This is a genomic window from Methylogaea oryzae (genome assembly GCF_019669985.1).
Lineage (GTDB): Bacteria > Pseudomonadota > Gammaproteobacteria > Methylococcales > Methylococcaceae > Methylogaea > Methylogaea oryzae.
Window position 1 is genome coordinate 590673 of record NZ_AP019782.1, and the last position, 24366, is coordinate 615038.

Annotated in this window: 27 protein-coding genes; 26 read left to right on the plus strand and 1 reads right to left on the minus strand. The window is 60.8% G+C overall.

Going from position 1 to position 24366, the window contains the following annotated elements; all coding sequences use genetic code 11:
- Nucleotides 1-287: 287 nt before the first annotated feature.
- The 14 genes from cpaB (at nucleotide 288) to K5607_RS03030 (ending at nucleotide 13796) form a co-directional block, all read left to right on the plus strand.
- Nucleotides 288-1082, plus strand: coding sequence for a Flp pilus assembly protein CpaB (gene cpaB, locus K5607_RS02965; protein ID WP_221048145.1), 795 nt, complete (start codon nucleotides 288-290; stop codon nucleotides 1080-1082).
- Between the two features lie 86 nt (nucleotides 1083-1168).
- On the plus strand, nucleotides 1169-2578 hold the full coding sequence (locus K5607_RS02970) for a type II and III secretion system protein family protein (RefSeq protein WP_221048146.1): 1410 nt from the start codon (nucleotides 1169-1171) through the stop codon (nucleotides 2576-2578).
- The gene (locus K5607_RS02975) at nucleotides 2575-2937 is read left to right on the plus strand and encodes a hypothetical protein (protein ID WP_054772688.1); all 363 of its coding nucleotides are present in this window, start codon (nucleotides 2575-2577) and stop codon (nucleotides 2935-2937) included. The genes K5607_RS02970 and K5607_RS02975 overlap by 4 nt, the downstream gene beginning before the upstream one ends.
- Before the next feature lie 64 nt (nucleotides 2938-3001).
- Nucleotides 3002-4399 (plus strand): TadE/TadG family type IV pilus assembly protein, encoded by a 1398-nt coding sequence (locus K5607_RS02980; RefSeq protein ID WP_221048147.1) that lies wholly within the window; start codon nucleotides 3002-3004, stop codon nucleotides 4397-4399.
- Nucleotides 4400-4435: 36 nt separating this feature from the next.
- On the plus strand, nucleotides 4436-4975 hold the full coding sequence (locus K5607_RS02985) for a TadE/TadG family type IV pilus assembly protein (RefSeq protein ID WP_082411322.1): 540 nt from the start codon (nucleotides 4436-4438) through the stop codon (nucleotides 4973-4975).
- Nucleotides 4972-5451 carry a TadE/TadG family type IV pilus assembly protein gene (locus K5607_RS02990; protein ID WP_054772692.1) on the plus strand — a complete coding sequence of 160 codons (480 nt, stop codon included), beginning with the start codon at nucleotides 4972-4974 and terminating at the stop codon, nucleotides 5449-5451. The genes K5607_RS02985 and K5607_RS02990 overlap by 4 nt, the downstream gene beginning before the upstream one ends.
- Nucleotides 5452-5523: 72 nt before the next feature.
- On the plus strand, nucleotides 5524-6711 hold the full coding sequence (locus K5607_RS02995) for a CpaE/TadZ family protein (RefSeq protein WP_221048148.1): 1188 nt from the start codon (nucleotides 5524-5526) through the stop codon (nucleotides 6709-6711).
- Nucleotides 6708-8132: a TadA family conjugal transfer-associated ATPase gene (locus tag K5607_RS03000; RefSeq protein WP_221048149.1), complete on the plus strand. Its 1425-nt coding sequence runs from the start codon at nucleotides 6708-6710 to the stop codon at nucleotides 8130-8132. Before K5607_RS02995 ends, K5607_RS03000 begins: the two co-directional genes overlap by 4 nt.
- Before the next feature lie 15 nt (nucleotides 8133-8147).
- Nucleotides 8148-9125 (plus strand): type II secretion system F family protein, encoded by a 978-nt coding sequence (locus K5607_RS03005; RefSeq protein WP_221048150.1) that lies wholly within the window; start codon nucleotides 8148-8150, stop codon nucleotides 9123-9125.
- A gap of 3 nt (nucleotides 9126-9128) precedes the next feature.
- Nucleotides 9129-10085: a type II secretion system F family protein gene (locus tag K5607_RS03010; RefSeq protein WP_221048151.1), complete on the plus strand. Its 957-nt coding sequence runs from the start codon at nucleotides 9129-9131 to the stop codon at nucleotides 10083-10085.
- Between the two features lie 57 nt (nucleotides 10086-10142).
- Nucleotides 10143-11063, plus strand: a complete 921-nt coding sequence (locus K5607_RS03015; protein ID WP_162232274.1) for a tetratricopeptide repeat protein — start codon at nucleotides 10143-10145, stop codon at nucleotides 11061-11063.
- Nucleotides 11064-11082: 19 nt separating this feature from the next.
- Nucleotides 11083-12282, plus strand: coding sequence for a formate-dependent phosphoribosylglycinamide formyltransferase (purT, locus tag K5607_RS03020; protein WP_221048152.1), 1200 nt, complete (start codon nucleotides 11083-11085; stop codon nucleotides 12280-12282).
- A gap of 110 nt (nucleotides 12283-12392) precedes the next feature.
- A complete protein-coding gene (locus K5607_RS03025; protein ID WP_343222959.1) occupies nucleotides 12393-12935 on the plus strand; it encodes a lytic transglycosylase domain-containing protein in 543 nt (180 codons plus the stop codon).
- A gap of 6 nt (nucleotides 12936-12941) precedes the next feature.
- Nucleotides 12942-13796, plus strand: coding sequence for an HDOD domain-containing protein (locus tag K5607_RS03030; RefSeq protein WP_054772699.1), 855 nt, complete (start codon nucleotides 12942-12944; stop codon nucleotides 13794-13796).
- 6 nt (nucleotides 13797-13802) lie between these two features.
- On the opposite strand, the gene K5607_RS03035 is transcribed toward K5607_RS03030, so the two are convergent.
- Nucleotides 13803-14441 (minus strand): Maf family protein, encoded by a 639-nt coding sequence (locus tag K5607_RS03035; protein WP_246598940.1) that lies wholly within the window; start codon nucleotides 14439-14441, stop codon nucleotides 13803-13805.
- 24 nt (nucleotides 14442-14465) lie between these two features.
- Between K5607_RS03035 and K5607_RS03040 the strand changes: the two genes are divergently transcribed.
- The 12 genes from K5607_RS03040 (at nucleotide 14466) to K5607_RS03095 (ending at nucleotide 24294) form a co-directional block, all read left to right on the plus strand.
- Nucleotides 14466-14963 (plus strand): YceD family protein, encoded by a 498-nt coding sequence (locus K5607_RS03040; protein WP_054772700.1) that lies wholly within the window; start codon nucleotides 14466-14468, stop codon nucleotides 14961-14963.
- A gap of 25 nt (nucleotides 14964-14988) precedes the next feature.
- Entirely contained in the window at nucleotides 14989-15180 is a 192-nt protein-coding gene (rpmF, locus tag K5607_RS03045) for a 50S ribosomal protein L32 (RefSeq protein WP_054772701.1), read from the plus strand.
- A gap of 55 nt (nucleotides 15181-15235) precedes the next feature.
- Nucleotides 15236-16282: a phosphate acyltransferase PlsX gene (gene plsX / locus K5607_RS03050; protein ID WP_082411326.1), complete on the plus strand. Its 1047-nt coding sequence runs from the start codon at nucleotides 15236-15238 to the stop codon at nucleotides 16280-16282.
- Nucleotides 16279-17247: a beta-ketoacyl-ACP synthase III gene (locus tag K5607_RS03055; protein ID WP_221048154.1), complete on the plus strand. Its 969-nt coding sequence runs from the start codon at nucleotides 16279-16281 to the stop codon at nucleotides 17245-17247. Before plsX ends, K5607_RS03055 begins: the two co-directional genes overlap by 4 nt.
- A 70-nt stretch (nucleotides 17248-17317) precedes the next feature.
- Nucleotides 17318-18268, plus strand: a complete 951-nt coding sequence (fabD, locus tag K5607_RS03060; protein WP_221048155.1) for an ACP S-malonyltransferase — start codon at nucleotides 17318-17320, stop codon at nucleotides 18266-18268.
- Complete coding sequence (gene fabG, locus K5607_RS03065) at nucleotides 18265-19002, plus strand: 3-oxoacyl-ACP reductase FabG (protein WP_221048156.1); 738 nt, start codon at nucleotides 18265-18267, stop codon at nucleotides 19000-19002. Before fabD ends, fabG begins: the two co-directional genes overlap by 4 nt.
- 148 nt (nucleotides 19003-19150) lie before the next feature.
- Nucleotides 19151-19381, plus strand: coding sequence for an acyl carrier protein (acpP, locus tag K5607_RS03070; protein ID WP_054773941.1), 231 nt, complete (start codon nucleotides 19151-19153; stop codon nucleotides 19379-19381).
- An 82-nt stretch (nucleotides 19382-19463) separates the two neighbouring features.
- A complete protein-coding gene (gene fabF / locus K5607_RS03075) occupies nucleotides 19464-20702 on the plus strand; it encodes a beta-ketoacyl-ACP synthase II (protein ID WP_221048157.1) in 1239 nt (412 codons plus the stop codon).
- 67 nt (nucleotides 20703-20769) lie between these two features.
- Entirely contained in the window at nucleotides 20770-21615 is an 846-nt protein-coding gene (pabC, locus tag K5607_RS03080) for an aminodeoxychorismate lyase (RefSeq protein WP_221048158.1), read from the plus strand.
- Nucleotides 21616-21689: 74 nt separating this feature from the next.
- Nucleotides 21690-22688 (plus strand): endolytic transglycosylase MltG, encoded by a 999-nt coding sequence (gene mltG / locus K5607_RS03085; RefSeq protein ID WP_221048159.1) that lies wholly within the window; start codon nucleotides 21690-21692, stop codon nucleotides 22686-22688.
- The gene (tmk, locus tag K5607_RS03090; RefSeq protein ID WP_054773938.1) at nucleotides 22685-23311 is read left to right on the plus strand and encodes a dTMP kinase; all 627 of its coding nucleotides are present in this window, start codon (nucleotides 22685-22687) and stop codon (nucleotides 23309-23311) included. The genes mltG and tmk overlap by 4 nt, the downstream gene beginning before the upstream one ends.
- Entirely contained in the window at nucleotides 23293-24294 is a 1002-nt protein-coding gene (locus tag K5607_RS03095) for a DNA polymerase III subunit delta' (protein WP_221048160.1), read from the plus strand. The genes tmk and K5607_RS03095 overlap by 19 nt, the downstream gene beginning before the upstream one ends.
- Nucleotides 24295-24366 lie beyond the last annotated feature (72 nt).

Here is a 24366-nt window from a genome sequence, read left to right on the forward strand (position 1 = left end):
AGAGGGCTCTTACCCAATATTGCGTACCTTCGGGTGGGCGAAGGGCGGTGGAGTTTTCGCCAATTTCGGCGCGGATTTCCGCCGATTGGCCGTCGTAAGGCGGAATGCAAGGCGGTTAAGCGCTCTTTCATTGCCCGTCATGCGAGGAGCGCGAACGCGGGGGCGATTCAGCAGCAAACGGTGACAACGCGTTCTACGCTTAACTAAAAATCACCGTGTGGCCACAGACGCTTGAATGGCCGCGTATTAGAGGGTGGCGTGTCCACAAAAATAACTAAGGACGAATCATGAATAGCCGAGTCTTGATCATGTTCATTTTCGCACTGCTTTTGGCGGCGGGAGCGGCGACTTTGGCCTACCGGTGGGTGCTTTCCAAAGAGGCGGAGAGCTTTGCCTCCAGGACCGACACCGTGCCGGTGGTGGTGGCGGCCTTGCCGATCCCGTTCGCCAAGCGGCTGGAAGAGCAGGACATGAAAATCGCCGAATGGCCGAAAGCCAGCTTGCCCGCCGAATATTACAAAGACATCAAGCCGGTGGTGGGCAAAATCGTAACCCGTTCCATGGTGCCCGGTGAATTGGTCTATCCCCAGCGCGTGAGGGAGCACCTGGGGGGCAGCACCTTGTCGTCCTTGATCAAGGAAGGCATGCGCGCCGTGACCGTGCGGGTGGACGACGTGGCTGGCGTGGCCGGTTTTATCATGCCGGAGAATCGGGTTGACATGCTGGCGACGCGGGAGGGAACGACTTATACGTTGCTGCGGAACGTGAACGTGCTGGCTATCGACCAGGAGGCTTCGCCGGAGAAGGACAAGCCCATTGTGGTTCGGGCTTTGACTTTGGAGGTGACGCCGGCGCAAGCCGAGCTTTTGGTTGAAGCCATGCGCAAGGGGCCGCTGCAATTCGCCCTGCGCAATCCGTTGGACGCTTCCACGGCTGAGGAGGCTCCCGCCAAAGCACAGCCGCCGGCAACTCCCGTCGCCCCGTCGGAGCCCCGTGTGGCGCCGGCGAAAAAAAGCCGCGGCGTGCGCGTGTACGACTGGGATGGCAAAACGCCTCGCGCCTGCGACAACGCAACCTGCTGAACGATCTGGGGGATCGACCGATGAAATTACGGAATGCAACATCCTGCTGGTTCGCGACGGTGGTTGCGACCGCTGGACTGATTTTGGTGGCGCCGCCGTCCGAGGCCGCCGACCTGCCTACGGGGGGGGCGCCGAAGCTTTGGGAAATGCGCACGCAGCATTACCAGGTGCCGTTGAGCAAATCGCTGGTGTTTAATGCCGGCCAAGCCATCGGCAATGTCACCATGGGCGATCCTAGCGTGGCCAACGTAGTGCTGATGCGCCCCAGCAATTTCCTCATACAGGGGAAATCGCTGGGTTCCACCAACGTGGTGATCATGGGAGCCGGTAATCAAGTGCTCCGCGTGTTGGACATTGAAGTGGTGCATGACCAGGATTCGCTCAAGGAGCGTTTCCACCAGCTCATGCCCGGCGAGCAGATCGCCGTATCGGCCGCGGGTAAGGACATTATCCTGAGCGGCGAAGTTTCCAGCCTGGAAAAGATGGACATGGCGGCCAAGTTTGCCGAGGGGTTCGCCATGGGCGGCAAAGTGCACAACATGATGCACGTGGGAGGCGCCGACCAGGTGATGCTGGAGGTGAAAGTCGCCGAAATCGATCGGACGCTGGGGCGCAAGCTGGGTGTCAGCTTCCGTTCCAGGGATAGGGACGGTAACACGACTTTTGGCGTGGTGCAGGGGCTCAACAGCACTGCCAATGCCGATAGCACATCGCAATTCGCCAACCTATTCCAAAGCGGCGCCGGCTTGTTCGCCAATTATTTTGGCGGCGCCGGCTTGCTGATGCAGCTTCAGGCGGAGGCGAACAAGGAAACCGGTCTGGTGAAGATCCTGTCCGAACCCACCCTGACCACCCAGTCGGGCAAGAAGGCGGCGTTCCTCTCCGGTGGCGAGTTCCCGATACCGGTGTTCAGCGGCAGCACCCTCGGGGGCAGCGGGTTCAATGTGGCGTTCAAGGAATTCGGCGTCGGCGTTGAGTTTCTGCCGGTGGTGCTGTCCGGCAACCGCATCAATTTGACGACCAACGTTTCGGTCAGCGAGTTGTCGGACGAGGCCCAGGTTTCGCTGTTTGCCGACGGGACCCCGATTAAATCCTTGCGTACGCGCAAAGCCGCCAGCACGCTGGAGTTATCCGATGGGCAAACCATGAGCATCGCCGGCCTCATCAGCGACAATGCCCGCGCCAATGCCTCGCGCATTCCCTATCTGGGGGATATTCCCGTGCTGGGACAGTTGTTCCGTAGCCAGGAATACCAGAGCAATAAAACCGAATTGGTGATATTCGCCACCCCGCATCTGGCTAAGCCGTTGAAAAGGGAAGACATTCGCTCTCCGACGGATTATTTCGTGGCGCCCGACGATCAGGAGTTTTACCTGATGGGCCGATTGGAGGGACGTAAGGTTCCATCCTCCGCCGAGCAATCCCATGCATCCGACAAACAGGGCGGTTTGGTGGGCGAATATGGTCATACCTTGACCGATGGAGGTGCGCAATGAAATCCAACGGACACAATATCCTGCTGTTGAGTGCGGCCGTGGCGGCCTTGGTTGTGGCGCTGCCGGGGTGCAGCACCTTCCGCGTGGACCCGCAACGCCTGGATCGGCATTTCGGCGAGTCGGCCAACGCCGTCAAACACGCCCAAATCGCCGACCCGCAGGCGGCAAGCAATCCCGTCGCGGAAGCGCCCAACAGCCTGAACGGCGAGCGGGGCGAAAGGGTCATGAAGGACTACGTTACCGGTGCGGCGCAAGGAAATCAGCGAATCGGCATGCCAACCATCACCATCGGGAATATCGGCGGCGGTAGCGGCGGCAGCAGCGGCACCAGCGGCGGCGGTTCCGGCGGCGGCAACTAAGCAAGCAAACCGATTTTCGGTTTCGCTAGCGTAGGCGCCGAAAGTATCTAGCGAGGTGTTGGCGATGAACACTGAAACAATGGTTGCATGGCGTTACTCGCAAGCCCGCGCCCTCAATGTTCGGCCGGCCCGCCAAAGCGGGTCGGTGGTGGTGATAACCGCTATCAGCCTATTTGTATTGATCGGCATGATCGGGCTGGCGCTGGATACGAGCCATCTCCTGGTGAACAAGACCGGCTTGCAAAACGCCATGGATACCGCCGCGCTGAGCGCCGCGGCGGCAATCAATGCCGGCTATTCCTGCGACGAGGCGACGACCCAAAGTAAAGCCACGCTGAGCCGTTTTTTGGCTGAAAACGGCAATGCCGACATATCCAGCCATGTCACGCTGGACAACGTCGTCTATCAGTTCTCCGATCATTTGGGCGATTTTCAGACCTCTCCTCCCTACGATTGCCTGGACCCGCTCAATCCGCCCCGCTTCGTGCGCGTCAGTACCGAAACCAGCGCGCTCCGCCGGTTTTTTATGCAAGTGCCGCAAGATGCCCAGGTCCCTGCACCGAATAAGGCGAGCGGCCCGACTACCGCGGCTTCGGCGGTGGCCGGGCCCGAGCGTTGTCCGGCCAAGATACTGCCGGTGTTGATTTGCGACAGCTTCCGCTCCAGCCTGGTCGTAGGCCAGGAGGCTTGTATCCGGTCGAGCAGCACCGAAACCTGCGCGAGCGGGACGACGGTGATGAACGGCAATTTCAACCTCTTGCAAACCGCCGCGTCGGCGCAAGGGGCGAAAAGCATCCAGGACTCCTTCGCCGGTTTTACTTCGGCCGCTTGTCTCAGCAGCACCGTGGGCCAGCTGAAAACCGGTGTTTCGGCCGGCCCGGTAGCCAACGGGATGAATACCTTTTTCGGCATCCCCTCGGGGCCGGGCGACCCGCTTTTCAGGGACGAGGTTACCTATCCCGTTCCCAGCGATTTCAGCTCGCGCCCGCCGGGGAACAGCACCGGAGGGCAGGCCTGGATCCTAAACAACATTTTTAACAGCGGTTGCGGCTGGCCGCCTTGCCCGCAGGATCATTTGACGTACGCGGGTTATCAGGCGTGGCAAGTCGCCGGGCAAAAGCCGGCCGCTTATAACAATGCGAACGAGCCCGCCAATACCCCGTATTACACGGCGGGGATAGAGCCGCCGCCGCCGGCAGGAGCGACTTCCGCGGTAGTGCATAATCGCAGAAAGATTTGCGTCGCCTTTGTCCAGTGTCCGGCCGTTATGAGCGGCACCCAGGTTCCCGTAAGGGTTACCGGCATCGGCGGGTTCTTCATCACCAGGCCGGTAAAGCAGAGCGGCACGGGGAATAATATTTACGCGGAGTACCTTGGGGAAAACTGCGGCGGGTCCAATATCGGCGTGCTTCAGCCTATTCGAATGATGTTGTGGAAAGATCCTTTAAGCGGGGATTCCTAGCATGTTTTCTATATGTTTCGACAGGAGTAGCGGCTAATGAAAAGGCCATCGCCGCTATCGCTCGGTAAACGTGCGCGAATACCGGCCAATAGCCAACGATTGTCGCGGGGCAGCGCTTTCGTTGAGTTGGTTTTCGTGTTGCCCTTGCTGTTGTTGATCGTCGCCGGCACCGTAGAGCTTGGCCTGACTTTTATGGAATACAACACCTTGCGGAAGTCGCTGCGCGACGCCGCCCGTTATATTCAGGACCAGTGCATGTATCCGGCCGCGCCGCCATCGGCGTGCTACAACGACGCCTCGTCAACTTTGGCTATACCCGCTTCTCTGCTGCAGGAGGCGACCAATCTCGTAAGGAACGGCGTTCCTACCGGCGGCTCCCCGTTGATGACGGGGTTCGACACGGTGACCGTGACTAATCCGACTTTTATGAGCTTAATCGCGACGGATGGGGGATGGCAGGATCATTTCACGATTTCCGCTTCTTTCACCCATACGGTGCATTTCTTTTGGTATACCGGCAATGGCTTGCCCGTGTCGATCCCTATGACGGTATCCGAAACCATGAGGCTGTTATGAAAAGCGGGCAGCGCGGTTCGACACTGGTGGAATTCGCATTTGCCGGATTGCTGCTTTTTATCGCCTTGTTTGCCGCGCTGGAATTCGCCCGCTGGATGTATTTATGGAACTCCATGACGGAGGCCACGCGCCGAGGCGCAAGAGTCGCGGCGGTATGCCCGATTAACGATCCGGCTATCGCGAGGGTGACGGTTTTTATAAACCCATTTTCCGGCACCGGCACTGACAGCCCATTATTCCCAGATCTGGATGTCGGTAATGTCGCTGTCGAATACCTTGGGCAAGACGGATCGGTATTGGGTGCGCCGACTTACGACAATATTAAGTTTGTTCGTGTGTCGATTCAGAACTACAGTTTAACGTACAACATTCCTTTGATCGGCGCGGTTTCTTCGCCGCCCTTCAGCACCACCCTGGCTGCGGAGAGCTTAGGACGCGACTCGTTGGACGATATAAACAGCCGGTCATGTTTTTGATACAGGCATGCCTGATCAATGTAATGGACTCATAATACAAACACTCAATTTAAGTGATCGTTGGATTGAAAAATGGAAAACCACAACCATCAATTATTGATATCCGGTGACGGAGAAATCGGGCAGGCTGCGCTGGCCGATCATTTTCGGCGTTGTGGCGGCTATGACGTAAGAGTTTGCCCGGTATCCGAGTTGCCTCATTTGGGGCAGGACACGCTCCCCGATGTGTTGTTGCTGTTTTTGAGCCATACCGGGGCGGAGCAGGATTTAGGGGTATTGGAGCAGCTTTCGAATTTTGCGCATGTGCCCATTTTGGTGGTAGGGCCGGGGGACAACACGCAGTTGATGCGTAAAGCCATGCGCTTTGGCGTGAAAGATTATTTGGTGGCGCCGGCCGACGACGAAGAATGCTACAACGCGGTGCGGCACGTGCTTTTCCAGCGGCAGGCGAATTCGGCCCTCGGCGGCGCCGGGCAGTTGGTCGCGTTCATAAACGCGAAAGGCGGTTCCGGCTCGAGCTTGCTGGCATGCAACGTCGCGGATTTGATGGCAGCCACCCTCAAATTGCCCACTTGCTTGGTGGACTTGGATTTGCAGTTCGGGTCGGTGGCCACCCATTTGGATTTGACGCCGGAACGCCACCTTCTGGAGGCGATCAATATCATCGACGAGCTGGACGCCGTGGCGATCAGGTCGTATCTCACCCGTCACCGCAGTGGGTTGGAAGTCTTGTTGACGCGTCAGGACGACGTGATTTTGCCGGGTGAGGTGGCGCCGCAGAGGCTGGCGAGGTTGTTGCGGCTTTTACGGGCGGCATTTCCCTATGTGGTGCTGGACTTACCCCGGCTGATCGATCCGTTGACGACTTTTGTCCTCGGAGAGGCCAACCACGTGGTGGTGGTAGTGCAGCAGAGCATCGCGCATGTACGCGACGCCATGCGGCTGCACCATATCATGACCGCGGACTTAGGTATTTTGCCTTCCCGGATTACCGTGGTGATTAACCGTTACGACAAGAAGGCCGACGTGTCTCTTGAGGATATCGCCAAATCCTTGCCCAATGTCGCCGTCACGACGATTTGCAACGATTACCAACACGTGGCCAAGGCGGTGAATTTGGGCTCGCCGTTGTCGAACTACGCGCCTTCCGCGCCCATTACGCTGGAGCTGCTGGAGTTTGCCCAGCATTTGACCGGTAGGAGCGTTCCCGAGCGCCAAGGCTTTTTGTCCCGTTTATTCAAGCCGTCGGAGGCGCGATGAATTTAAAAGATCGTTTGAAGTCTTTTTCCGTTGCGGATGAAGGCATCGAAGTCGGCCATACGGGAGGCGACGACCCGTTGGGCGAAGGGGTGGGGGAACCGGCCCCTCGCTCGCTCGCCGTTCCGCCGTTGGCGATAGCCCTTTGCACCGAGCGCGAGTCGGAATACGGCGAAAAGCTGTATCAGGACTTATTGCGTATTTTGGACTTGTCGTTGTTGGCGAGCATGGAGGCGGTCGAAGCGAGGCGGCAAATCACGGATGTGTGTTATCGCCTGATGGATCAGCAGACTTGTCCGTTGAGCGCGCAGTCCCGCGACCGAGTGGTGAAGTCCATTCTCGACGAAATTCTGGGGTTGGGGCCTATCGAGCCGCTGCTGCACGAGCCCACGGTGTCGGATATTTTGGTTAACGGCTCCAAGTCGGTTTATGTCGAGCGCTTCGGCAAGCTGGAGGCCACGCCGATACATTTTCGCAACGATGCCCATTTGTTGAAAATTATCGACCGCATTGTTAGCGGGGTGGGGCGCCGTATCGACGAGTCGTCGCCCATGGTCGACGCCCGCTTGAAAGACGGCTCTCGCGTCAACGCCATTATCCAGCCTCTCGCCCTGGACGGTCCGGTGCTTTCCATCCGGCGTTTCTCGGTGGATCGCATGGAAATGAAGGATCTGGTGGCGCTCCACACGTTGGATCAGTCCATGAGCGACGTGCTCAAGGCGGTGGTCAGATCGCGGCTGAACGTGCTGATTTCAGGCGGCACCGGGTCGGGCAAGACCACCATGCTCAATGCCCTGTCCAACTTCATCCCTCGAGAAGAGCGCATCGTCACCATCGAGGACTCGGCCGAATTGCAAATGCAGCAGGAGCACGTCGTCCGCTTGGAAACGCGTCCGCCCAACATCGAGGGGCGCGGCGAGGTGACGCAGCGCGATTTGGTGCGCAACAGCCTGCGTATGCGCCCTGACCGTATTGTGGTGGGCGAGGTGCGCGGCGAGGAAGCGTTCGACATGTTGCAGGCGATGAATACCGGCCACGACGGTTCTTTGACCACCGTTCACGCCAACTCCGCGCGGGACGCTTTGGCCCGTATAGAAAACATGGTGTCCATGTCGGGGTTCGAGTTGCCGGTCAAGGCGGTGCGCACGCAGATCGCTTCGGCGATCAATGTGATTTTGCAGTTGGAGCGCATGGAGGACGGCCGGCGCCGGGTGGTGAGCATTCAAGAAATCAGCGGCATGGAGGGAGAGATCATCACGTTGGCGGAGGTGTTCAAATTCGAGCGCCAAGGCGTGGACGCCCAGGGCAACGTCATGGGCGCGTATGCCGCGACCGGGATCGTGCCTAAATTTTTGGATCGCATCCGAAAGCGCGGCATCGATTTGGACATGCACGTGTTCATGCCGACTTCGAAAATCGTTTAAGTTGCAGGGGGACGGATGGACCAGAATACCTTAGTCATTTTTCTGTTGATGGTATTCGGCACGGTACTGTTGTTGTCGCAAATCATCATTATTCCCACCTTTGGCAGCAGCGCGCAGGAGAGCAGGCGGCTACGCCAGCGTTTGCTGGAAATCGACAATCAAAATCGCGAAGCGGCGGTTACGTCCCTCGTGCGGGAAGAGCAGCTGCGGCGCATGGGCCCTTTCGAGCGGCGGTTGAATTCGATGCCCATGATGAGGCCGTTGCAACGGTTGCTGGACCAAACCGGGCGGCGCACGCCCGCCTATCGGGTGGTGTTGTTGATGATGGCGCTGGCTTCGGTGGCCGCTTTGGGGGCGTGGTTGTTTGCCCCGGCTTTCTGGGTCGTGTTGTTGGTGGCTGCGATCGCCGGCTTTTTGCCGCTGATGAAGCTCCGCCAGGAGAGAAATAAGCGGTTGGAGCAATTCGAGGAGCAGCTGCCCGATGCCCTGGATTTTATGGTGCGCGCCCTCAGGGCCGGAACGCCTTTCAGCGCGGCTATGTCGTATGTGTCGGCGGAAATGGGCGGACCGGTGGCGGAGGAGTTTGGATTGACCTTCGATGAGATCAACTACGGGCGAGATGTGCCGCAGGCGTTCAATCTATTGATGTTGCGCGTGCCCAGCTTGAGCCTTATGGCTATGACCACGTCCATCAGCATCCAAAGGGAAACCGGGGGTAATTTGGCCGAGGTGCTCGAGAAAATCAGCCAGCTTTTGCGCGGGCGTTTTCGTTTTCAACGGCAGATCCGTACTTTGACCGCCGAGGGGCGCTTGTCGGCCTGGGTGTTGGGATTGATTCCGGTGATTCTGTTTGGCGCGATGGGGATGCTGCAACCGGAGGTATACGGAAAGTTTTTCCAAACCGAGACGGGCGTTTTTTTGGCGGAGCTGGGGATCGGCTTGATGGTGGTCGGCATGCTCTGGATCGGCCGTTTGATCAATATCGAGGTGTAGTTTATGGATACGACCTCGCGGTTTGCCATGACGCTGTTCGACTTGTCTTTGGCGCAACTGGCAATCATCGTGTTTGCGGCGCTTTCGGTCTTTTGCCTGGGGTTGGCGGTGCTCTTTTGGTGGGGTTACCGGTTCGACCCGGTGCGGAGGCGCTTGCAGGGGGTCGCCGGCAAAACGACCGTCGCGACTCCCCGGGAATGGCTTTTTTTGAGCGAGCTGGATCGGTTGGGTATGCTGGTCTCGCCGAAGGAAGAAGGCAAAGCCGACAAAATGCGGCTTCGTCTACAGCAGGCGGGGTTTAGAAGACAGGCGGCCGTTCCGTATTATTACGCCATACGTTTTCTTGGGCTGATCGCGCTGCCTTTGGCCGTCTTCATGGTGGGAAGCGTGTTGTCCCTGCAGCTCGGCGCGACGGTGATGCTGACGATTTTTGCCGTGGCCGCCGGGTTTGTCGCCCCCAGCTTTTTTTTGGATTGGTGTATTCGCAGCCGTCAGTATGAGTTGAGAGCCAGTTTGCCTGACGTGCTGGATTTGCTGGTGGTATGCACGGAGGCCGGGTTGGGACTCGAGTCCGCCTTGCAAAGGGTGTCGAGGGAAATGTTGATAAGCCACCCGATGCTTGCGGCGGAGCTGGTGCAAGTGAATGCTGAAATGCTGGCGGGGGTGGATAAGGTGGTCGCTTTGCGCAACCTGGCTACCCGGACCGGGATGGAGGATATCCGCGGGCTCGTGAGCCTGCTGACGCAAAGCATGCGCTTCGGTACCAGCATTGCGGACTCGCTCCGGATTTACGCCGGGGAGTTCCGCGATAAGCGAATGCAGGCGGCCCAGGAGCTGGCGGCCAAGTTGCCGATAAAAATGATTTTCCCTTTAGCCATGTGTTTTTTGCCGGGATTTTTTATCGTCGCCTTGGGGCCGTCCCTTGTCGGGTTGAAAAACATGCTGTTGTCGCTGCACTAAGGTGGCCGCCGCATTAAGAACGCGGTTGCCATGGGCCTGTCTGGGATAAAGTCGTTTATGGGTTACTTAAAAATATTGTTTTTTGGTGGAAGCGCCTTATTGCTGGCGGCTTGCGCGCCGACGACCCAGATCGCTCAGCCGGACTTGCGGCCTTACGACAAGGTTTTAGCGCCGTTTTTGCAGGTCTTGGAGTCGCGGCAGCCGGAGGAGGCCGGTTCGCTGACGCTGGACGAGTGGATCAAACGGGGGGACGAGCTGCGCGCGAAAGGCGACAAGGACGAGGCGATGTTGGCCTATCTGCAAAGTTATAAGCTGTCGCCGAACAATATCCCGGTGTTGCTGCGCTTGGGGCGTTTGCATCGCGATAGGCACGAGCTGGAGTTGGCGGAACTCGCTTTGCGGTCGATCTTGGATTTGGAGCAGAGCAGCGCCGAAGCCCGGGCGGATCTTGGCTTGGTTAAGCTGGATCAGCGAGATCGCGTCGCCGCCGAGCAGTTGTTGGAGGAGGCATTGCGGCTCGACTCGGCGCGCTGGGAAGCGCATGATGCCCTGGGCGTGCTGGCCGATTTGCGCGGAGATCACGGCGGGGCCGTGGCCCACTACGAGGCGGCGCTGAAAGTGCACGTGTCGCCCATGGTGCTCAACAACCTGGGGTATTCTTATTACTTGGCGGGAGACTTGGAGCAGGCGCGAGCGCGGTTCCAGCAGGCCTTGAGCGCCGATCCGTCTTTTCAGCGCGCCCAGTACAATTTGGCCTTGGTTACCGCCAAGCTGGGGAGCTACCAGGAGGCCGTTGCCCTGTTCGGCAAGCTCATGGAGCCCGATGCGGCCTACAACAACGTGGGTTACCTGTGCATGATGGAAGGCAAGTACGACGAGGCGGAAGCGTTTTTTCGCAAGGCCATCGAAATTTCGCCGAAGTACAATGTGATCGCTAACGAGAATTTGAAGGCGCTACAGCGCATGAGGAGTAACTAACGCAGTGTCGCAGTTCACCATGATAGGGACCCCTCTCGCTGCCGGGGCTACGCGGGTTTTGTTGTTGGGGGGCGGGGAGCTCGGCAAGGAAGTCGCCCTTTGTCTACAGCGTTACGGCGTGGAGGTGGTGGCGGTCGATCGGTACGCCAATGCGCCGGCTCACCAGGTGGCTCATCGCGGCCACGTTATCGATATGACCGACGGCGCGGCGTTGCGCGAGTTGGTGTTGCGGGAGCGGCCCCATTTCATCGTGCCCGAGTTGGAGGCCATCGCCACCGACGCGCTGGAGAGCATCGAAGCCGAGGGTCTGGCTGAAGTGGTGCCTACCGCGCGAGCGGTGCGTCTTACCATGAACCGGGAGGGTATTCGTCGTCTGGCTGCCGAAGAACTGGGGTTGCCCACGTCGCGTTACGCTTTTGCCGGGTCGCTGGAAGAGTTGGCGGCGGCGGTGGCGGCCGGGATCGGCTATCCGTGCTTCGTGAAGCCGGTCATGTCTTCCTCGGGTAAGGGGCAGTCCATGCTCAAGGGGCCGGACGATTTGCCCGCGGCTTGGGAACACGCCCGCAGCGGCGGTCGGGTCGACCAGGGTCGGGTGATTGTGGAAGCCAAGATCGAATTCGATTTCGAGATCACTTTGCTGACGGTGCGGGCGTCGGACGGCGAAGGCGGCGTTGGAACCTATTTCTGCGAGCCGGTGGGCCATCTCCAAAAAGACGGGGATTATGTGGAAAGTTGGCAGCCCCAGCCCATGAGCGCTGTGGCTTTGCAACGGGCTCAGGCCATTGCCGAGGCGGTGACCGCCGCTTTGGGGGGGCGTGGCGTCTTCGGCGTGGAGCTGTTCGTGCGCGGCGACGACGTGTGGTTCAGCGAAGTGAGTCCGCGACCCCATGATACCGGCATGGTGACCATGGTCAGCCAGCGCCAGAGCGAATTCGAATTGCATGCCCGCGCCATATTGGGCTTGCCGGTATGTTCTCGGTTGCTGGCGCCAGGTGCCAGCGCGGTGATTTATGGGCAAGTCGAGGGCGAGGGCGTCGCTTTTGCCGGATTGGATCGGGCTTTGCTGGTGCCCGACAGCGAGGTGAGGCTGTTCGGTAAGCCGGAATCGTTTCCCAAGCGGCGCATGGGCGTGGCGCTGGCATCGGCCGATGGCGTGGACGAGGCTAGACGGCGGGCGCGAGAGGCTGCGGCTAGGGTGCGGCCGATGGTGGCGGGGTAGCGGTTGTCGGCGGCAGGCTGGTGCGATAACGGCGTAAGACGTCGCCGTGGACCCGGTTGATGGGGGGCGAAATGCGTTCGTGCCGTAAATATCCGCTGGCGCTGGCGGCTTTGCTGGCGGCGGTTTCGTCGGCGCGGGCCGACGTTTATAAGTTTACCGATCGCAGCAGCGGCCACGTGTACTACACGGACCGGCCCAGTCATTCCGGCTATCGGTTGCTGATAAAGACCTTTTCCGGCGTTACCGTGACCTACCGCGAGCTGGAAAAAAACCGTCGTTTGTATGCCCCGGTGATCGATGCCGTGGCCTCCAAATACGGCCTTGATCCGGCATTGCTGCACGCGGTGATCCGCGCCGAGTCGGGGTACAATTCCAGAGCGGTTTCCCCCAAGGGCGCGGTCGGCTTGATGCAGTTGATGCCGGATACGGCATCCCGCTATGGCGTCAGCGATCGTCACGATCCCAACGCCAATATCGAAGGCGGCGCGCGCTATCTGCGCGACTTGATCGGCATGTTCGGGGCAAACCTCAAGCTGGTTGTGGCCGCCTACAACGCCGGCGAGAACGCCGTCATTCGCCATGGCAACCAGATCCCCCCTTATCCGGAGACTCAGGAGTATGTTTCGCGGGTGTTAGGCCAGTATTACCGATAAGCGCTCATGGTGAGTCCCAGTCCGCAGAGCTTGGTGCGAGGCTCCCCCCATCTGGTGTCTTTGCCGGATGTTTTTCTGCGCATCAACGGCATGATCAACGACCAGAATGCTTCGCTGCAGGATGTCGGCGAAGTGGTGGCGCTGGACGCCGGGCTTGCGGCCCGTTTGCTGAAAGTGGTCAACAGCCCCATCTATGGGCACCCGTCCCGCATCAGCACCATTTCCCGGGCCATCGCCGTCGTTGGCTTGAACGACTTCCATCATTTGCTGTTGAGCACCTGCGCGGCGGACATGTTCAAGCGCATTCCGTCCTCGCTGGTGAATACCACGGATTTTTGGGTGCACAGCGTTTATTGCGCGGTGATTGCGAGGCAATTCGCCAAGCTGAGCGGTGTTTTGCATATCGAGCGATTCTTTGTCGGGGGCTTGCTGCATCAAATGGGGGCGCTGCTGATATACGACCGCATGCCGGACGAGTCGCGCGAGATGTTGTTGCAGGCCGAGGGCCGGTTTTGGCAGGTTTTCGACGCGGAGCGGGCCCGCTGGGGATTCACCTACGCCGATGTCGGTGGCGAACTCGCGCGCCAATGGCGTTTGCCGGAAAATTTGTGCGCCATGATCGGCTGCCATATCGAGCCGGAGAAGGCCGGCGAGTATCGCTTCGACGCCACTTTGCTGCATTTGGCCTATCGGCTGAAAAATTATATTTTCCAGGGCGATGCGACCGCCGCGGAAATCGTGGCGGACATACTCGCGCGGGGCGCCGGCGTGGTGGAGATCGACGAGGGCGATGTGTTGTCGGTCTTGGCCGCCGTGCCCGAACAAGCCGAGGAGGCGCTGTCGCTGTTGGAAGGGCCGTGAGCGCGGCTAGAGCACAGCGACGCCGAATCGCTGCAAAAGCGTTACCAATCGGATCAGGGGCAGCCCTACCAGCGCGTTGGGGTCGTCGCCTTCGATGCGTTCGAATAGTACAATGCCCAGGCTTTCCGACTTAAATCCGCCGGCGCAGTCGTAAGGGGCTTCGCGCTCCACATAGGCTTCGATTTGGCGCCGGGTGAGGGGGCGAAAATGCACGGTGGTCGTGTCCAGGTCGCCCAATCCGCGTTGTTCCCTTGAGTTCCACACATAAAGCCCGGTATGGAAACTGACCGCTTTGCCGGCGGCCAGCTGCAATTGTTCAATGGCGGCCTCGCGTCCGCCGGGCTTGCCCAGCACCCGTTCGTCGACTGTGGCCACTTGGTCCGAGCCTATGACCAAGTGGTCGGGAAAATCCGCCGCCAGCGCCCGCGCTTTGCTTTCCGCCAGCCGCCGCGCCAGCGTTTCGGGGGCTTCTCCCGGCAGCCGGCTTTCATTGACGTCCGGCGAGGCGCAATGGAAAGGCAGGCCGAGTTTTTCCAGCAGCAGGCGCCGATAGGGGGAGCTGGAGGCCAAGATCAAGGGGGGATGGGCGTTGGATTTCGGCATGAATGGCTGGGCGATTTGCGCGCGTTTTTGACAGGTTTTCACGTTTCCACGTATCATTTTACGATTATGACCGAGCGATTGCCCGATTTCATTGACCCGCTGGGCCTGGTCAAAAAGCAGGCGGATATGCGGGGAACCGCCGCCGTTGCTCAGATGCCGCGGTTGGTCGAGGCGGTGATGGAGCCGGTGGGCGAGGTCGAAATCGAGCTTCATTTCCGGCGGGAAGGCCGTGTGCCGACCATCGAAGGCCGCGTTTCGGCGGACTTAACCTTGCAATGCCAGTGCTGTTTAGGCCCGTTGGCTTGGCGGGTGGACAGCCCGGTCAAGTTGGGTGTGGTGGCGACGCTGGAAGAGGCGAATCTGTTGCCGGAAACCCATGAACCGCTATTGATCGGCGATGACCCGCAGGTTCGGTTGCTGGATATCGTCGAAGACGAGCTGCTATTGGCTCTGCCGATCATTCCGCAGCATTCCCGCTGCGGGGCCCATGCCGAGCCGGAATCCCTCGAGGAGCCCGGCCGCAAAAATCCGTTCGGCGTTTTGGCCGCGTTGAAGAAAGTTTGACACTTACAGTTACTAGGAGAAAACCATGGCAGTCCCCCAGAACCGCAAATCCCGTTCCAAGCGCGACATGCGTCGTGCCCACGATGCGCTGACCGGCGCCGCGATTTCCATCGAGCCGACCACCGGTGAAACCCACCTGCGTCACCATGTCAGCCCGGACGGATACTATCGCGGCCGCAAGGTGATCGTCGCCAAGGGCGAAACGGCGGAAGAATAAACGCTCGTTTTAGCCTTGATGCAGTCTCTACGTATCCCTACCGAGAAGGCCGGTCTTGACTAAGAAGCCGACGATTGCGCTGGACGCCATGGGTGGCGACCACGGTCCCGACGTGACCGTGCCGGCGGCGCTGGATAGCTTGGAACGAAATCCCGACCTGAGTGTGATCCTGGTCGGCGATGAAAGCGAATTGAAAAAACGCTTGCCCGCCGACGGACGCTTTGCCGGGCGTTTGTCCATCCACCACGCTTCGGAGCGCGTGGAAATGGACGATTCCCCGGCCAAAGTGCTGCGCAACAAAAAAGATTCGTCCATGCGCGTGGCCCTCAACCTGGTCCGCGACGGCGTGGCGGATGCCTGCGTCAGCGCCGGCAATACCGGCGCGTTGATGGCGCTCGCCCGTTTCGTGCTGAAGACCCTTCCCGGCATCGATCGGCCGGCGATTATCTCCGCCGTGCCTTCGCGGCACGGGCACACCCACATGCTGGACCTGGGCGCCAACGTGGATTGCACCGCGGAAAACCTATACCAATTCGCGGTGATGGGCTACGAATTGGTGCGGGCGCTGGAAAACCTGGACCGGCCGCGGGTTGGGCTGTTGAACATCGGTGAAGAGGAAATCAAGGGCAACGAGCAGGTCAAGCAGGCCTACAAGTTGCTGGAGGATTCCTACCTGAATTTCATCGGCTATGTGGAGGGCGACGATATTTATCTGGAAGAGGTGGATATCGTTGTTGCCGACGGTTTCGTCGGCAACATCAGCCTGAAGACCAGCGAGGGCTTGGCCAAAATGATCGGCGAAGCCTTGAAGCAATCCTTCGGCCGCAATCTGTTCACCAAGCTGGCTGGGCTGGCGGCTATGCCGGTGTTGTCCGCATTCAAGAAGCGCTTTGATCCGCGCCAATACAACGGCGCCAGTTTTGTCGGCCTGCGCGGCATCGTGGTGAAAAGCCACGGTAATGCCGACAGGGTGGCGCTTGCCAACGCCATACGCATGGCGGTAATCGAGGTCGAAAAAGGTGTGCCGATGTTGATTGGCCAGCGTATCGAATCGATTTTCGCCGATTCGCAGGGCGACGAATCCAAAAGGAAGAGCGCATGAGCCTCTACGCCCGTATCGCCGGCACCGGGGGCTATCTGCCGGAGCGGGTGTTGACCAATCAACAGATCGCCGACAGCGGCGTGGACACTTCCGACGAGTGGATCCAGGAGCGCACCGGTATTCGCCAGCGCCGTATCGCCGCCATCGACGAAACCGCGTCCAGCATGGGCGAACACGCCGCCCGCGAAGCGCTGACGGCGGCGGGGCTGGAGCCGGAATCCCTGGATTTGATCATCGTGGCGACCAGTTCGCCCGACCGGATTTTTCCCAGCACCGCTTGCCTGCTGCAACACCGCTTGGGCGTGCGTCAGTGCGCCGCGTTCGATGTGCAGGCGGCTTGTTCCGGTTTTGTTTACGCGCTGAGTATCGCCGACCAGTACATCCGGGCCGGCGGTGCTCAGCGGGTGCTGGTCGTGGGTAGCGAAGTCAATTCCCGCGTGGTGGATTGGTCCGACCGCGGCACCTGCATCCTGTTCGGCGACGGAGCCGGCGCCATGGTGCTGGAGGCGTCCAAGGAGCCCGGCGTGATGAGCACCCATATTCATTCCGACGGGCAGTTCCAGGACTTGCTGTATCTGCCCAGCCCCATCGGCGGCAAATTGAACGGAAGCAGCGTGCCTCACATTCAAATGGCCGGCAACGAGGTCTTTAAAGTGGCGGTCAACACCTTGGGCCAGATCGTTGACGAAACCCTGGCGGCGAACGGATTGGAAAAATCCGATATCGACTGGCTCGTGCCGCACCAGGCCAACATCCGCATCATCAGCGCCACGGCCAAAAAACTGAAGATGTCCATGGAGCGCGTGGTTGTCACGGTGGAAACGCAAGGCAACACCTCGTCGGCCTCCATTCCGCTGGCTTTCAACGAGGCTGTGCGCGACGGACGCATCGAGCGCGGCCAGCGCGTGCTGATGGAGGCTTTTGGCGGGGGGTTTGCCTGGGGCTCCGCCCTGGTGCGCTACTGAGTCCGGCAGGCGACGATTTTCCTACCCCGGCCCCTCGCTTGGAGGGGCGCACGAAACGAAACGAGCAACGATGGAACAACAGCACAACTTTCTAGCCGTGGTATTTCCAGGGCAGGGATCGCAGGCGGTCGGCATGTTGGCCGGTTTGGCGGCGGCCCACCCCGAGGTTGAGGAGACTTTCGCCCAGGCCTCCGCCGTATTGGGCTTCGATTTGTGGAAGCTGGTCGGCGCAGGCCCCGAGGACCAGCTCAACCTCACCGTGAATACCCAGCCGGCCATGCTGGCGGCCGGCGTGGCCGCCTATCGGGTGTGGCGCAAGCAAGGCGGCGCGTTGCCGGGCTGGATGGCCGGCCATAGCTTGGGCGAATACACCGCGTTGGTGTGCGCCGGCGCTTTGGCGTTCGAGGACGCCGTCAAGCTGGTGCGGGAAAGGGCTCGGTTGATGCAAGAAGCGGTGCCGGCCGGCGAAGGCGGCATGGCGGCCATTCTGGGCTTGGACGACGCCCAAGTGGTGGCGGTTTGCGGAGAGATTTCCGCTGCGGGCGGTCGCGTATCGCCCGCCAACTTCAACGCGCCGGGGCAGGTTGTGATCGCCGGCGACGCCGCCGCGGTGGCGCAGGCGGTGGAGGCGGCCAAGGCCGCGGGCGCCAAGCGCGCCTTGCCTTTGCCCGTCAGCGTGCCGTCCCATTGCCCGTTAATGGCCGGGGCGGCGGACAAGTTGTTGGAGTTGTTGGCGCAAACGCCGATTCAGGCGCCGGCCATTCCCGTGGTGCACAACGCCGACGTCGGCACGCATGCCGCGCCCGACGTGATCCGCAATGTGTTGGCGCGGCAGTTGTCCAGCCCGGTGCGCTGGGTGGAGTCGGTGAAATTCATGCATGAACAGGGCGTGTCGTTGTTCATGGAGTGTGGTCCGGGCAAAGTGCTCACCGGCCTCAACAAGCGCATCGCCGGCGATGCCCGCAGCCATTGTATTTTTGACGCCGATTCGTTGGCAGCAGCTTTGGAGATGGTGAAATGACTTCGCGTATCGCTTTAGTAACCGGCGCCAGCCGCGGTATCGGCCGCGCCATCGCGATGAAGCTGGCGGAAGCCGGCCACACGGTGATCGGCACCGCCACCAGCGAGGCGGGCGCCGCAGCGATTAGCGAAGCGCTGCTCTCTCAAGGCTATAAAGGCCAAGGGATGGTGTTGGACGTGTCCGATGCGGAGTCCATCGCGGTGTTGCTGAAAGCGGTGGGCGAGCAATACGGCGATCCGGCCATCCTGGTGAACAACGCCGGCATTACCCGCGACACGCTGTTGATGCGCATGAAGGATGATGACTGGGACGCGGTGATCCAAACCAACCTCACGTCGATTTTCCGCATGAGCAAGGCTTGTATGCGCGCCATGAGCAAGGAACGCTGGGGGCGCATCGTCAATATCGGCTCCGTGGTGGGGGCTACCGGCAACGCCGGCCAAACCAATTATGCCGCCGCCAAAGCCGGCCTGATCGGTTTTACCAAGTCCTTGGCGAAGGAAATCGGCAGCCGCAACGTGACCGTCAACACGGTGGCGCCTGGGTTTATCGACACCGACATGACGCGCGAACTGCCCGAGGCCCATCGTCAAGCGTTGTTGGCTAACATCGCTTTGGGGCGGCTGGGCAACGTCGAAGAGGTGGCCCATGCCGTGGCGTTCCTCTGTTCCGAGGGGGCGTCCTACATCACCGGAGAGACCTTGCACGTCAACGGCGGGATGTATATGCCGTAAAAAGGCGCTTTTAGTAAGTTATTGAATTTTAATGGAATGAGCAGGTGCGCGGGATGCGTAAAATGTTTTGTAACAGGCTGCGGACTTTCTATAGAATAGTGCCCGCGCACAGCCAAATGCGTTAGAACCATAAAACCGAGGATAGATAATGAGTGACGTTGCTGAACGTGTTAAGAAGATCGTAGCCGAGCAACTCGGCGTGAAAGAGGAAATCTCCAATGAGGCCTCTTTCGTCGACGATCTGGGCGCTGACTCCCTGGACACGGTGGAATTGGTGATGGCGCTGGAAGAAGAATTCGAATGCGAAATCCCCGACGAGGACGCCGAAAAGATCACCACCGTCCAGCAAGCCATCGATTACGTTACGAGCCACACCTAATCCAATTCCGTAACGCATCATGCGACTGCCGGGCGCATAGCCCGGCAGTGATTTTCTACGTCTAAAATTTAAGGAACCAGCCATGAGCAAGAGACGTGTCGTCGTGACAGGACTCGGCGCGGTTTCTCCGGTGGGCGTGAGCGTACCCGAAGCGTGGCGCAACGTGCTGAACGGGGTAAGCGGTATCGGTCCCATCGAACATTTCGATGTGTCGGAATTTACCACCCGGTTTGGCGGCAGCGTCAAAAATTTCGACGCCTCCCTTTATATTCCGCCCAAAGACCTCAAGAAGATGGATGTGTTCATCCATTACGGCATGGCTGCCGGCAGCCAGGCTTTCGAGGATTGCGGTCTGGAAGTGACCGAGGCCAACGCCGAGCGCGTTGGGGTCGCCATCGGTTCGGGCATCGGCGGCATCACCGGCATCGAGCACGGCCACGACGGCTTTCTCGCCGGCGGCCCGCGTAAAATTTCGCCGTTCTTCGTTCCCGCCAATATCATCAACATGATTTCCGGCAACCTGTCCATCAAATATGGGCTGAAGGGACCGAATTTCGCTGTGGTGACGGCTTGTGCCACCGGCACCCACTGTATCGGCGAAGCCTATCGCATCATCCAGTACGGCGATGCCGACGTGATGGTGGCGGGCGGTGCGGAAATGGCCAGCTCCCCGACGGCGCTGGGCGGTTTCGCCTCGGCCAAGGCCTTGTCCCGCCGCAACGACGATCCGGTGCATGCCAGCCGTCCGTGGGACAAGGACCGCGACGGTTTCGTCTTGAGCGACGGCTCGGGCGTGGTGGTGCTGGAGGAATACGAACATGCCAAGAAGCGCGGCGCCACCATTTACGGTGAAGTCATCGGCTACGGCATGAGCGGCGATGCGTACCACATGACCCAGCCGCCGGCCAGCGGCGAAGGCGCGGGACGCTGCATGCGCAACGCGCTGCGCGACGCCGGGCTGGACCCCGCTCAGGTGGACTACATCAACGCTCACGGCACTTCTACCCCGGCCGGCGATATCGCCGAGACCCAGGCGGTCAAGTCGGTGTTCGGCGAGCACGCCTATCGGTTGGCCATGAGCTCCACCAAGTCCATGACCGGTCATATGCTGGGCGCGGCCGGCGGGTTGGAAGCGATTTTCTCGTTGCTGGCGCTGCGCGACCAGGTTGCGCCGCCCACCATCAACCTGGACAATCCGGATCCCGAGTGCGACTTGGATTACGTTCCCCATACCGCGCGCGAAATGAAGCTGGAGGTGGTCATGTCCAATTCCTTCGGTTTCGGCGGCACCAACGGCACGCTGATCTTCAAGCGCGCCTAATGGCGCGTTGCGGCCTCGCCGGGGCAGTCCCGTCGAGGCCGTATTCGTTGCAAGGGGCGCAGCCGTTATGATGCTGGTCAACGGCCGGGAAGGCCTTTCCGTTCCGGTGGCCGACCGCGGCTTCCAATACGGCGACGGTTGTTTCACCACGCTCGAGGTGCGCGATGGCGCCCCTTTGTTCCTGGCGCGGCACCAAGCCCGCCTGTCGCGCGATTGCGCGCGTTTGCAGATTCCCTACGATTGCGCCGACCAAGTGGTTTCCGAGGCCCGTTCCTTGGCTGAGGCCGGCCGCGACGGGGTCCTCAAAATCATTGTGACGCGCGGTGCGGGCGGCCGCGGTTATCGTTGCCCGGACGTTCCCCAGGCGTCCCGCATCCTCGGTTTTTATCCCAGGCCGGTCTACCCTAGCGAGTGGGCGGCGTCCGGCGTGGTTGTGCGGGTATGCCGCATGCGCCTGGGCAATAATCCGGCCTTGGCCGGCATCAAGCACATGAATCGTTTGGAACAGGTGCTGGCGCGCAGCGAGTGGTCCGATGCGGAAATCGCCGAAGGGCTGTTGTTGGACGCTCAGGGATGGGTCACGGAAGGGGTGATGTCCAATGTCTTCATGGTCCGGGACGGCCGCCTGGAGACGCCGAGGCTGAATCGCTGCGGCGTGGCCGGCGTCATGCGGGAATTGGTTGCGGAGTTGGCGGGGCGGATGGGGATCGCGGTACGGGAAGGGCGTTGCCGCTTGTCCCGGCTGCGGGAGGCGGACGAGGTGTTCGTGACCAATAGCCTGATCGGCATTTGGCCGGTGCGGCGCCTGGACGACAGGGCGTGGCCGGTGGGTTCGCTGACCCGCCGCTTGGCCGAGGCGGTGGAGCAGGCTAAGGCCGGCGCCGTTCAGGAGTTCCTTGCGGCGCAGCCGTAGCGGACTAGGCTTCATTCCATCGTGTTACGGGCGACATTTCCCGCGAGGCAGCGGAAGTTTAAAGGCAGGCAAACATGCATCGCTTAGTCGGTATCATTGTATTGATCGCCAGCATGTTGGGCGGTTGGCTATGGATGGATTATCAGGACGCCATATACGGGCCGTTGCCGCTGAACGAGGTGCGTTATTTCGAGATCGCCAAGGGAGAGGGCTTGCAGGATATCTCGGCCCGCTTGCGGGACGAGGGCATCGTGGAGTCCGCCCTATGGTTCGCCGTGGCCGCGCGCTGGCGGGGCGTGGCACCGCGGCTGAAATACGGCGAATACGAGATTCGCCCCGACATGACCGCCGAGAAAGTGATGGATTTGTTCGCCTCGGGCAAAGTGCGCCAGCACGCCGTGGCTTTGATCGAGGGGCGCACGTTCCGCCAGCACCTCGAGGTGCTCAAAGGCCAAGCCGCGCTGAATCACGATTTCACCGACGCCGCCGGCCTGATGGCGGCTTTGGGCGTGGCCGGCGAACAGCCGGAGGGCCGTTTTTACCCCGATACCTATTACTTCCCCAAGGGCTCCTCGGAAACGGGCCTGTTGCGGCAAGCCTACGGTAAGATGCAGGCGCTGCTTAAGGAGGAGTGGGACAAACGGGAAGCGGGGTTGCCGCTCGCTGAGCCTTACCAAGCGTTGATTTTGGCCTCTATCGTGGAAAAAGAGACCGCCGTGCCGGCCGAACGTCCCCGCATCGCCGGGGTGTTTGTGCGCCGCCTGCAAAAGGCCATGCGCCTGCAAACCGATCCTACCGTGATTTACGGCCTGGGCGAGCAATTCGACGGCAACATCCGCCGCGCCGATTTGGAGCGGGACACGCCCTACAATACCTATACGCGCGCTGGCTTGCCCCCCACCCCCATTGCCACGCCGGGGCGGGACGCTATCCACGCGGTGTTGCACCCGGAACCGGGTAGCAGCCTGTATTTCGTCGCCAAGGGCGACGGCAGCCACGTTTTTTCCGACAGCCTGGAAGCGCATCAAAAGGCTGTCGAGCAATATCAACTGCATCGGGAGCCCCATCCGTGACGCCGGGACGTTTCATTACGCTGGAGGGTGGGGAGGGCGCTGGCAAATCGGTCAATCTGGCGTTTGTGCGGGATTGGCTGGCGGCTCGCACGGGGGCGGAGGTGGTGAGCACTCGCGAACCGGGCGGCACGCCGGTGGGCGAGGAAATCCGCCGCCTGTTTTTGCAACAGGACTCCCTGGCGCCCGAGGCGGAGTTGCTGTTGGTGTTCGCCGCCCGGGTGCAGCACCTGCGCCAAGTGATTCAACCGGCCCTGGCGCGGGGCGCCTGGGTGCTGTGCGACCGTTTTACCGATGCCAGCTACGCCTATCAAGGCGGCGGCCGCGGCTTGGACGTCGACCGTATCGCTTATTTGGAAAATTGGCTGCAGGAGGGGATAAGGCCCGACCTGACCTTGTTGCTCGATACGCCGCCGGAGTTGGGCAAGGCGCGGGCCAACGGACGCGGCGACGCGGACCGTTTCGATACGGAGACCGAGCGGTTTTACGGACGGGTGCGGCAGGCTTATTTGCAGCGCGCCCAGCGCGAGCCGCAACGCATCAAGGTGCTGGACGCCTCGCGTCCCCTGACTGAAGTGCAGCAGGCCATCGCGGCCGTGCTGGAGCAATGGTTGAGCAAGCTTTGACCGCCACGGGTGCGCCCTATCCCTGGCTGGCCGAGCCTTGGCGGCGCTTGCTGGGCTATCACCACGAGCGGCGATTGCCCCACGCCGTGTTGTTGACGGGCCGCCAGGGGTTGGGCAAGCGCCGCTTGGCGGAATCCTTCGCCGCGTATTTATTGTGTCAACAGCCGGGGGACGCCGCCTGCGGCGAATGTGCCGGTTGCCGCTTGCTGGCGGCGGAAACCCATCCGGACTATCTGCTGGCCCAGCCGGCCGAACCGGGCAAAGCGATCGGCATCGATACGGTCAGGGCGCTGATCGACAAGCTGTCCCTGAAGCCGCAATACAGCGGCCATCGGGTGGTTTTGTTCGACCCCGCCCACGCCATGAACGCCGCCGCCGCCAACGCGCTGTTGAAAACCCTGGAAGAGCCGCCGGAACGCACCTTGATGCTGCTGGTCAGCGCCATGCCCAGCCTGTTGCCGCCCACCCTGGCCAGCCGCTGCCAGCGCTTGCCGGTGGCGCCGCCGCCCCGCGAGACGGCGCTGGCATGGCTGCAAGCGCAACAGCCCTCCATTGCGGCGCAAGCCGCCTTGGCCGCCGCCTGCGACGCACCTTTGAAGGCGTTGGACTTGGCGGGCTCCGGCATGTTGGAGCAGCGCGCGCGCTTGTTCGATTTATGGCCGGCGTTCGTTCAAGGTAGGGCCGAGCCGGTGCAGGCGGCGGAGAAGCTGGCCAACGTGCCGTTGGAGGTGCTGATCGACTGGTTGTACTCCTGGGCTTGCGACGCGCTCAAATTGACGCAATCGGCGCCGTTGCGCCTTTTGGTCAACAGCGACCGGGCCGCGCAACTCCAAGCGGTCGCGCAGCGCGCGCATCCGGACGGTCTGGCCTTGCTGGTGGAGACGCTGCTGCGTTGCAGGCGCCAACTGGCCGTCAACGCCCAGCTCAATCGCCAGCTGTTGCTGGAAGAAGTATTGATCGCCTGGCGACGGCTGACGGAGTGACGCGCGGTTTTTCCGGCTTGCCGCCGCCTTGGCGGCCTTTCGGCCGCGTGCGGTCGGATAACGTAATCCGGT

Coding starts and splice junctions, on each gene's coding strand:
- cpaB (WP_221048145.1), top strand. CDS start 288: ATGAATAGCCGAGTCTTGATCATGTTCATTTTCGCACTGCTTTTGGCG.
- K5607_RS02975 (WP_054772688.1), top strand. CDS start 2,575: ATGAAATCCAACGGACACAATATCCTGCTGTTGAGTGCGGCCGTGGCG.
- K5607_RS02980 (WP_221048147.1), top strand. CDS start 3,002: ATGAACACTGAAACAATGGTTGCATGGCGTTACTCGCAAGCCCGCGCC.
- K5607_RS02985 (WP_082411322.1), top strand. CDS start 4,436: ATGAAAAGGCCATCGCCGCTATCGCTCGGTAAACGTGCGCGAATACCG.
- K5607_RS02990 (WP_054772692.1), top strand. CDS start 4,972: ATGAAAAGCGGGCAGCGCGGTTCGACACTGGTGGAATTCGCATTTGCC.
- K5607_RS02995 (WP_221048148.1), top strand. CDS start 5,524: ATGGAAAACCACAACCATCAATTATTGATATCCGGTGACGGAGAAATC.
- K5607_RS03000 (WP_221048149.1), top strand. CDS start 6,708: ATGAATTTAAAAGATCGTTTGAAGTCTTTTTCCGTTGCGGATGAAGGC.
- K5607_RS03005 (WP_221048150.1), top strand. CDS start 8,148: ATGGACCAGAATACCTTAGTCATTTTTCTGTTGATGGTATTCGGCACG.
- K5607_RS03010 (WP_221048151.1), top strand. CDS start 9,129: ATGGATACGACCTCGCGGTTTGCCATGACGCTGTTCGACTTGTCTTTG.
- K5607_RS03015 (WP_162232274.1), top strand. CDS start 10,143: ATGGGTTACTTAAAAATATTGTTTTTTGGTGGAAGCGCCTTATTGCTG.
- purT (WP_221048152.1), top strand. CDS start 11,083: ATGATAGGGACCCCTCTCGCTGCCGGGGCTACGCGGGTTTTGTTGTTG.
- K5607_RS03030 (WP_054772699.1), top strand. CDS start 12,942: ATGGTGAGTCCCAGTCCGCAGAGCTTGGTGCGAGGCTCCCCCCATCTG.
- K5607_RS03040 (WP_054772700.1), top strand. CDS start 14,466: ATGACCGAGCGATTGCCCGATTTCATTGACCCGCTGGGCCTGGTCAAA.
- rpmF (WP_054772701.1), top strand. CDS start 14,989: ATGGCAGTCCCCCAGAACCGCAAATCCCGTTCCAAGCGCGACATGCGT.
- K5607_RS03055 (WP_221048154.1), top strand. CDS start 16,279: ATGAGCCTCTACGCCCGTATCGCCGGCACCGGGGGCTATCTGCCGGAG.
- fabD (WP_221048155.1), top strand. CDS start 17,318: ATGGAACAACAGCACAACTTTCTAGCCGTGGTATTTCCAGGGCAGGGA.
- fabG (WP_221048156.1), top strand. CDS start 18,265: ATGACTTCGCGTATCGCTTTAGTAACCGGCGCCAGCCGCGGTATCGGC.
- acpP (WP_054773941.1), top strand. CDS start 19,151: ATGAGTGACGTTGCTGAACGTGTTAAGAAGATCGTAGCCGAGCAACTC.
- fabF (WP_221048157.1), top strand. CDS start 19,464: ATGAGCAAGAGACGTGTCGTCGTGACAGGACTCGGCGCGGTTTCTCCG.
- pabC (WP_221048158.1), top strand. CDS start 20,770: ATGATGCTGGTCAACGGCCGGGAAGGCCTTTCCGTTCCGGTGGCCGAC.
- mltG (WP_221048159.1), top strand. CDS start 21,690: ATGCATCGCTTAGTCGGTATCATTGTATTGATCGCCAGCATGTTGGGC.
- K5607_RS03095 (WP_221048160.1), top strand. CDS start 23,293: ATGGTTGAGCAAGCTTTGACCGCCACGGGTGCGCCCTATCCCTGGCTG.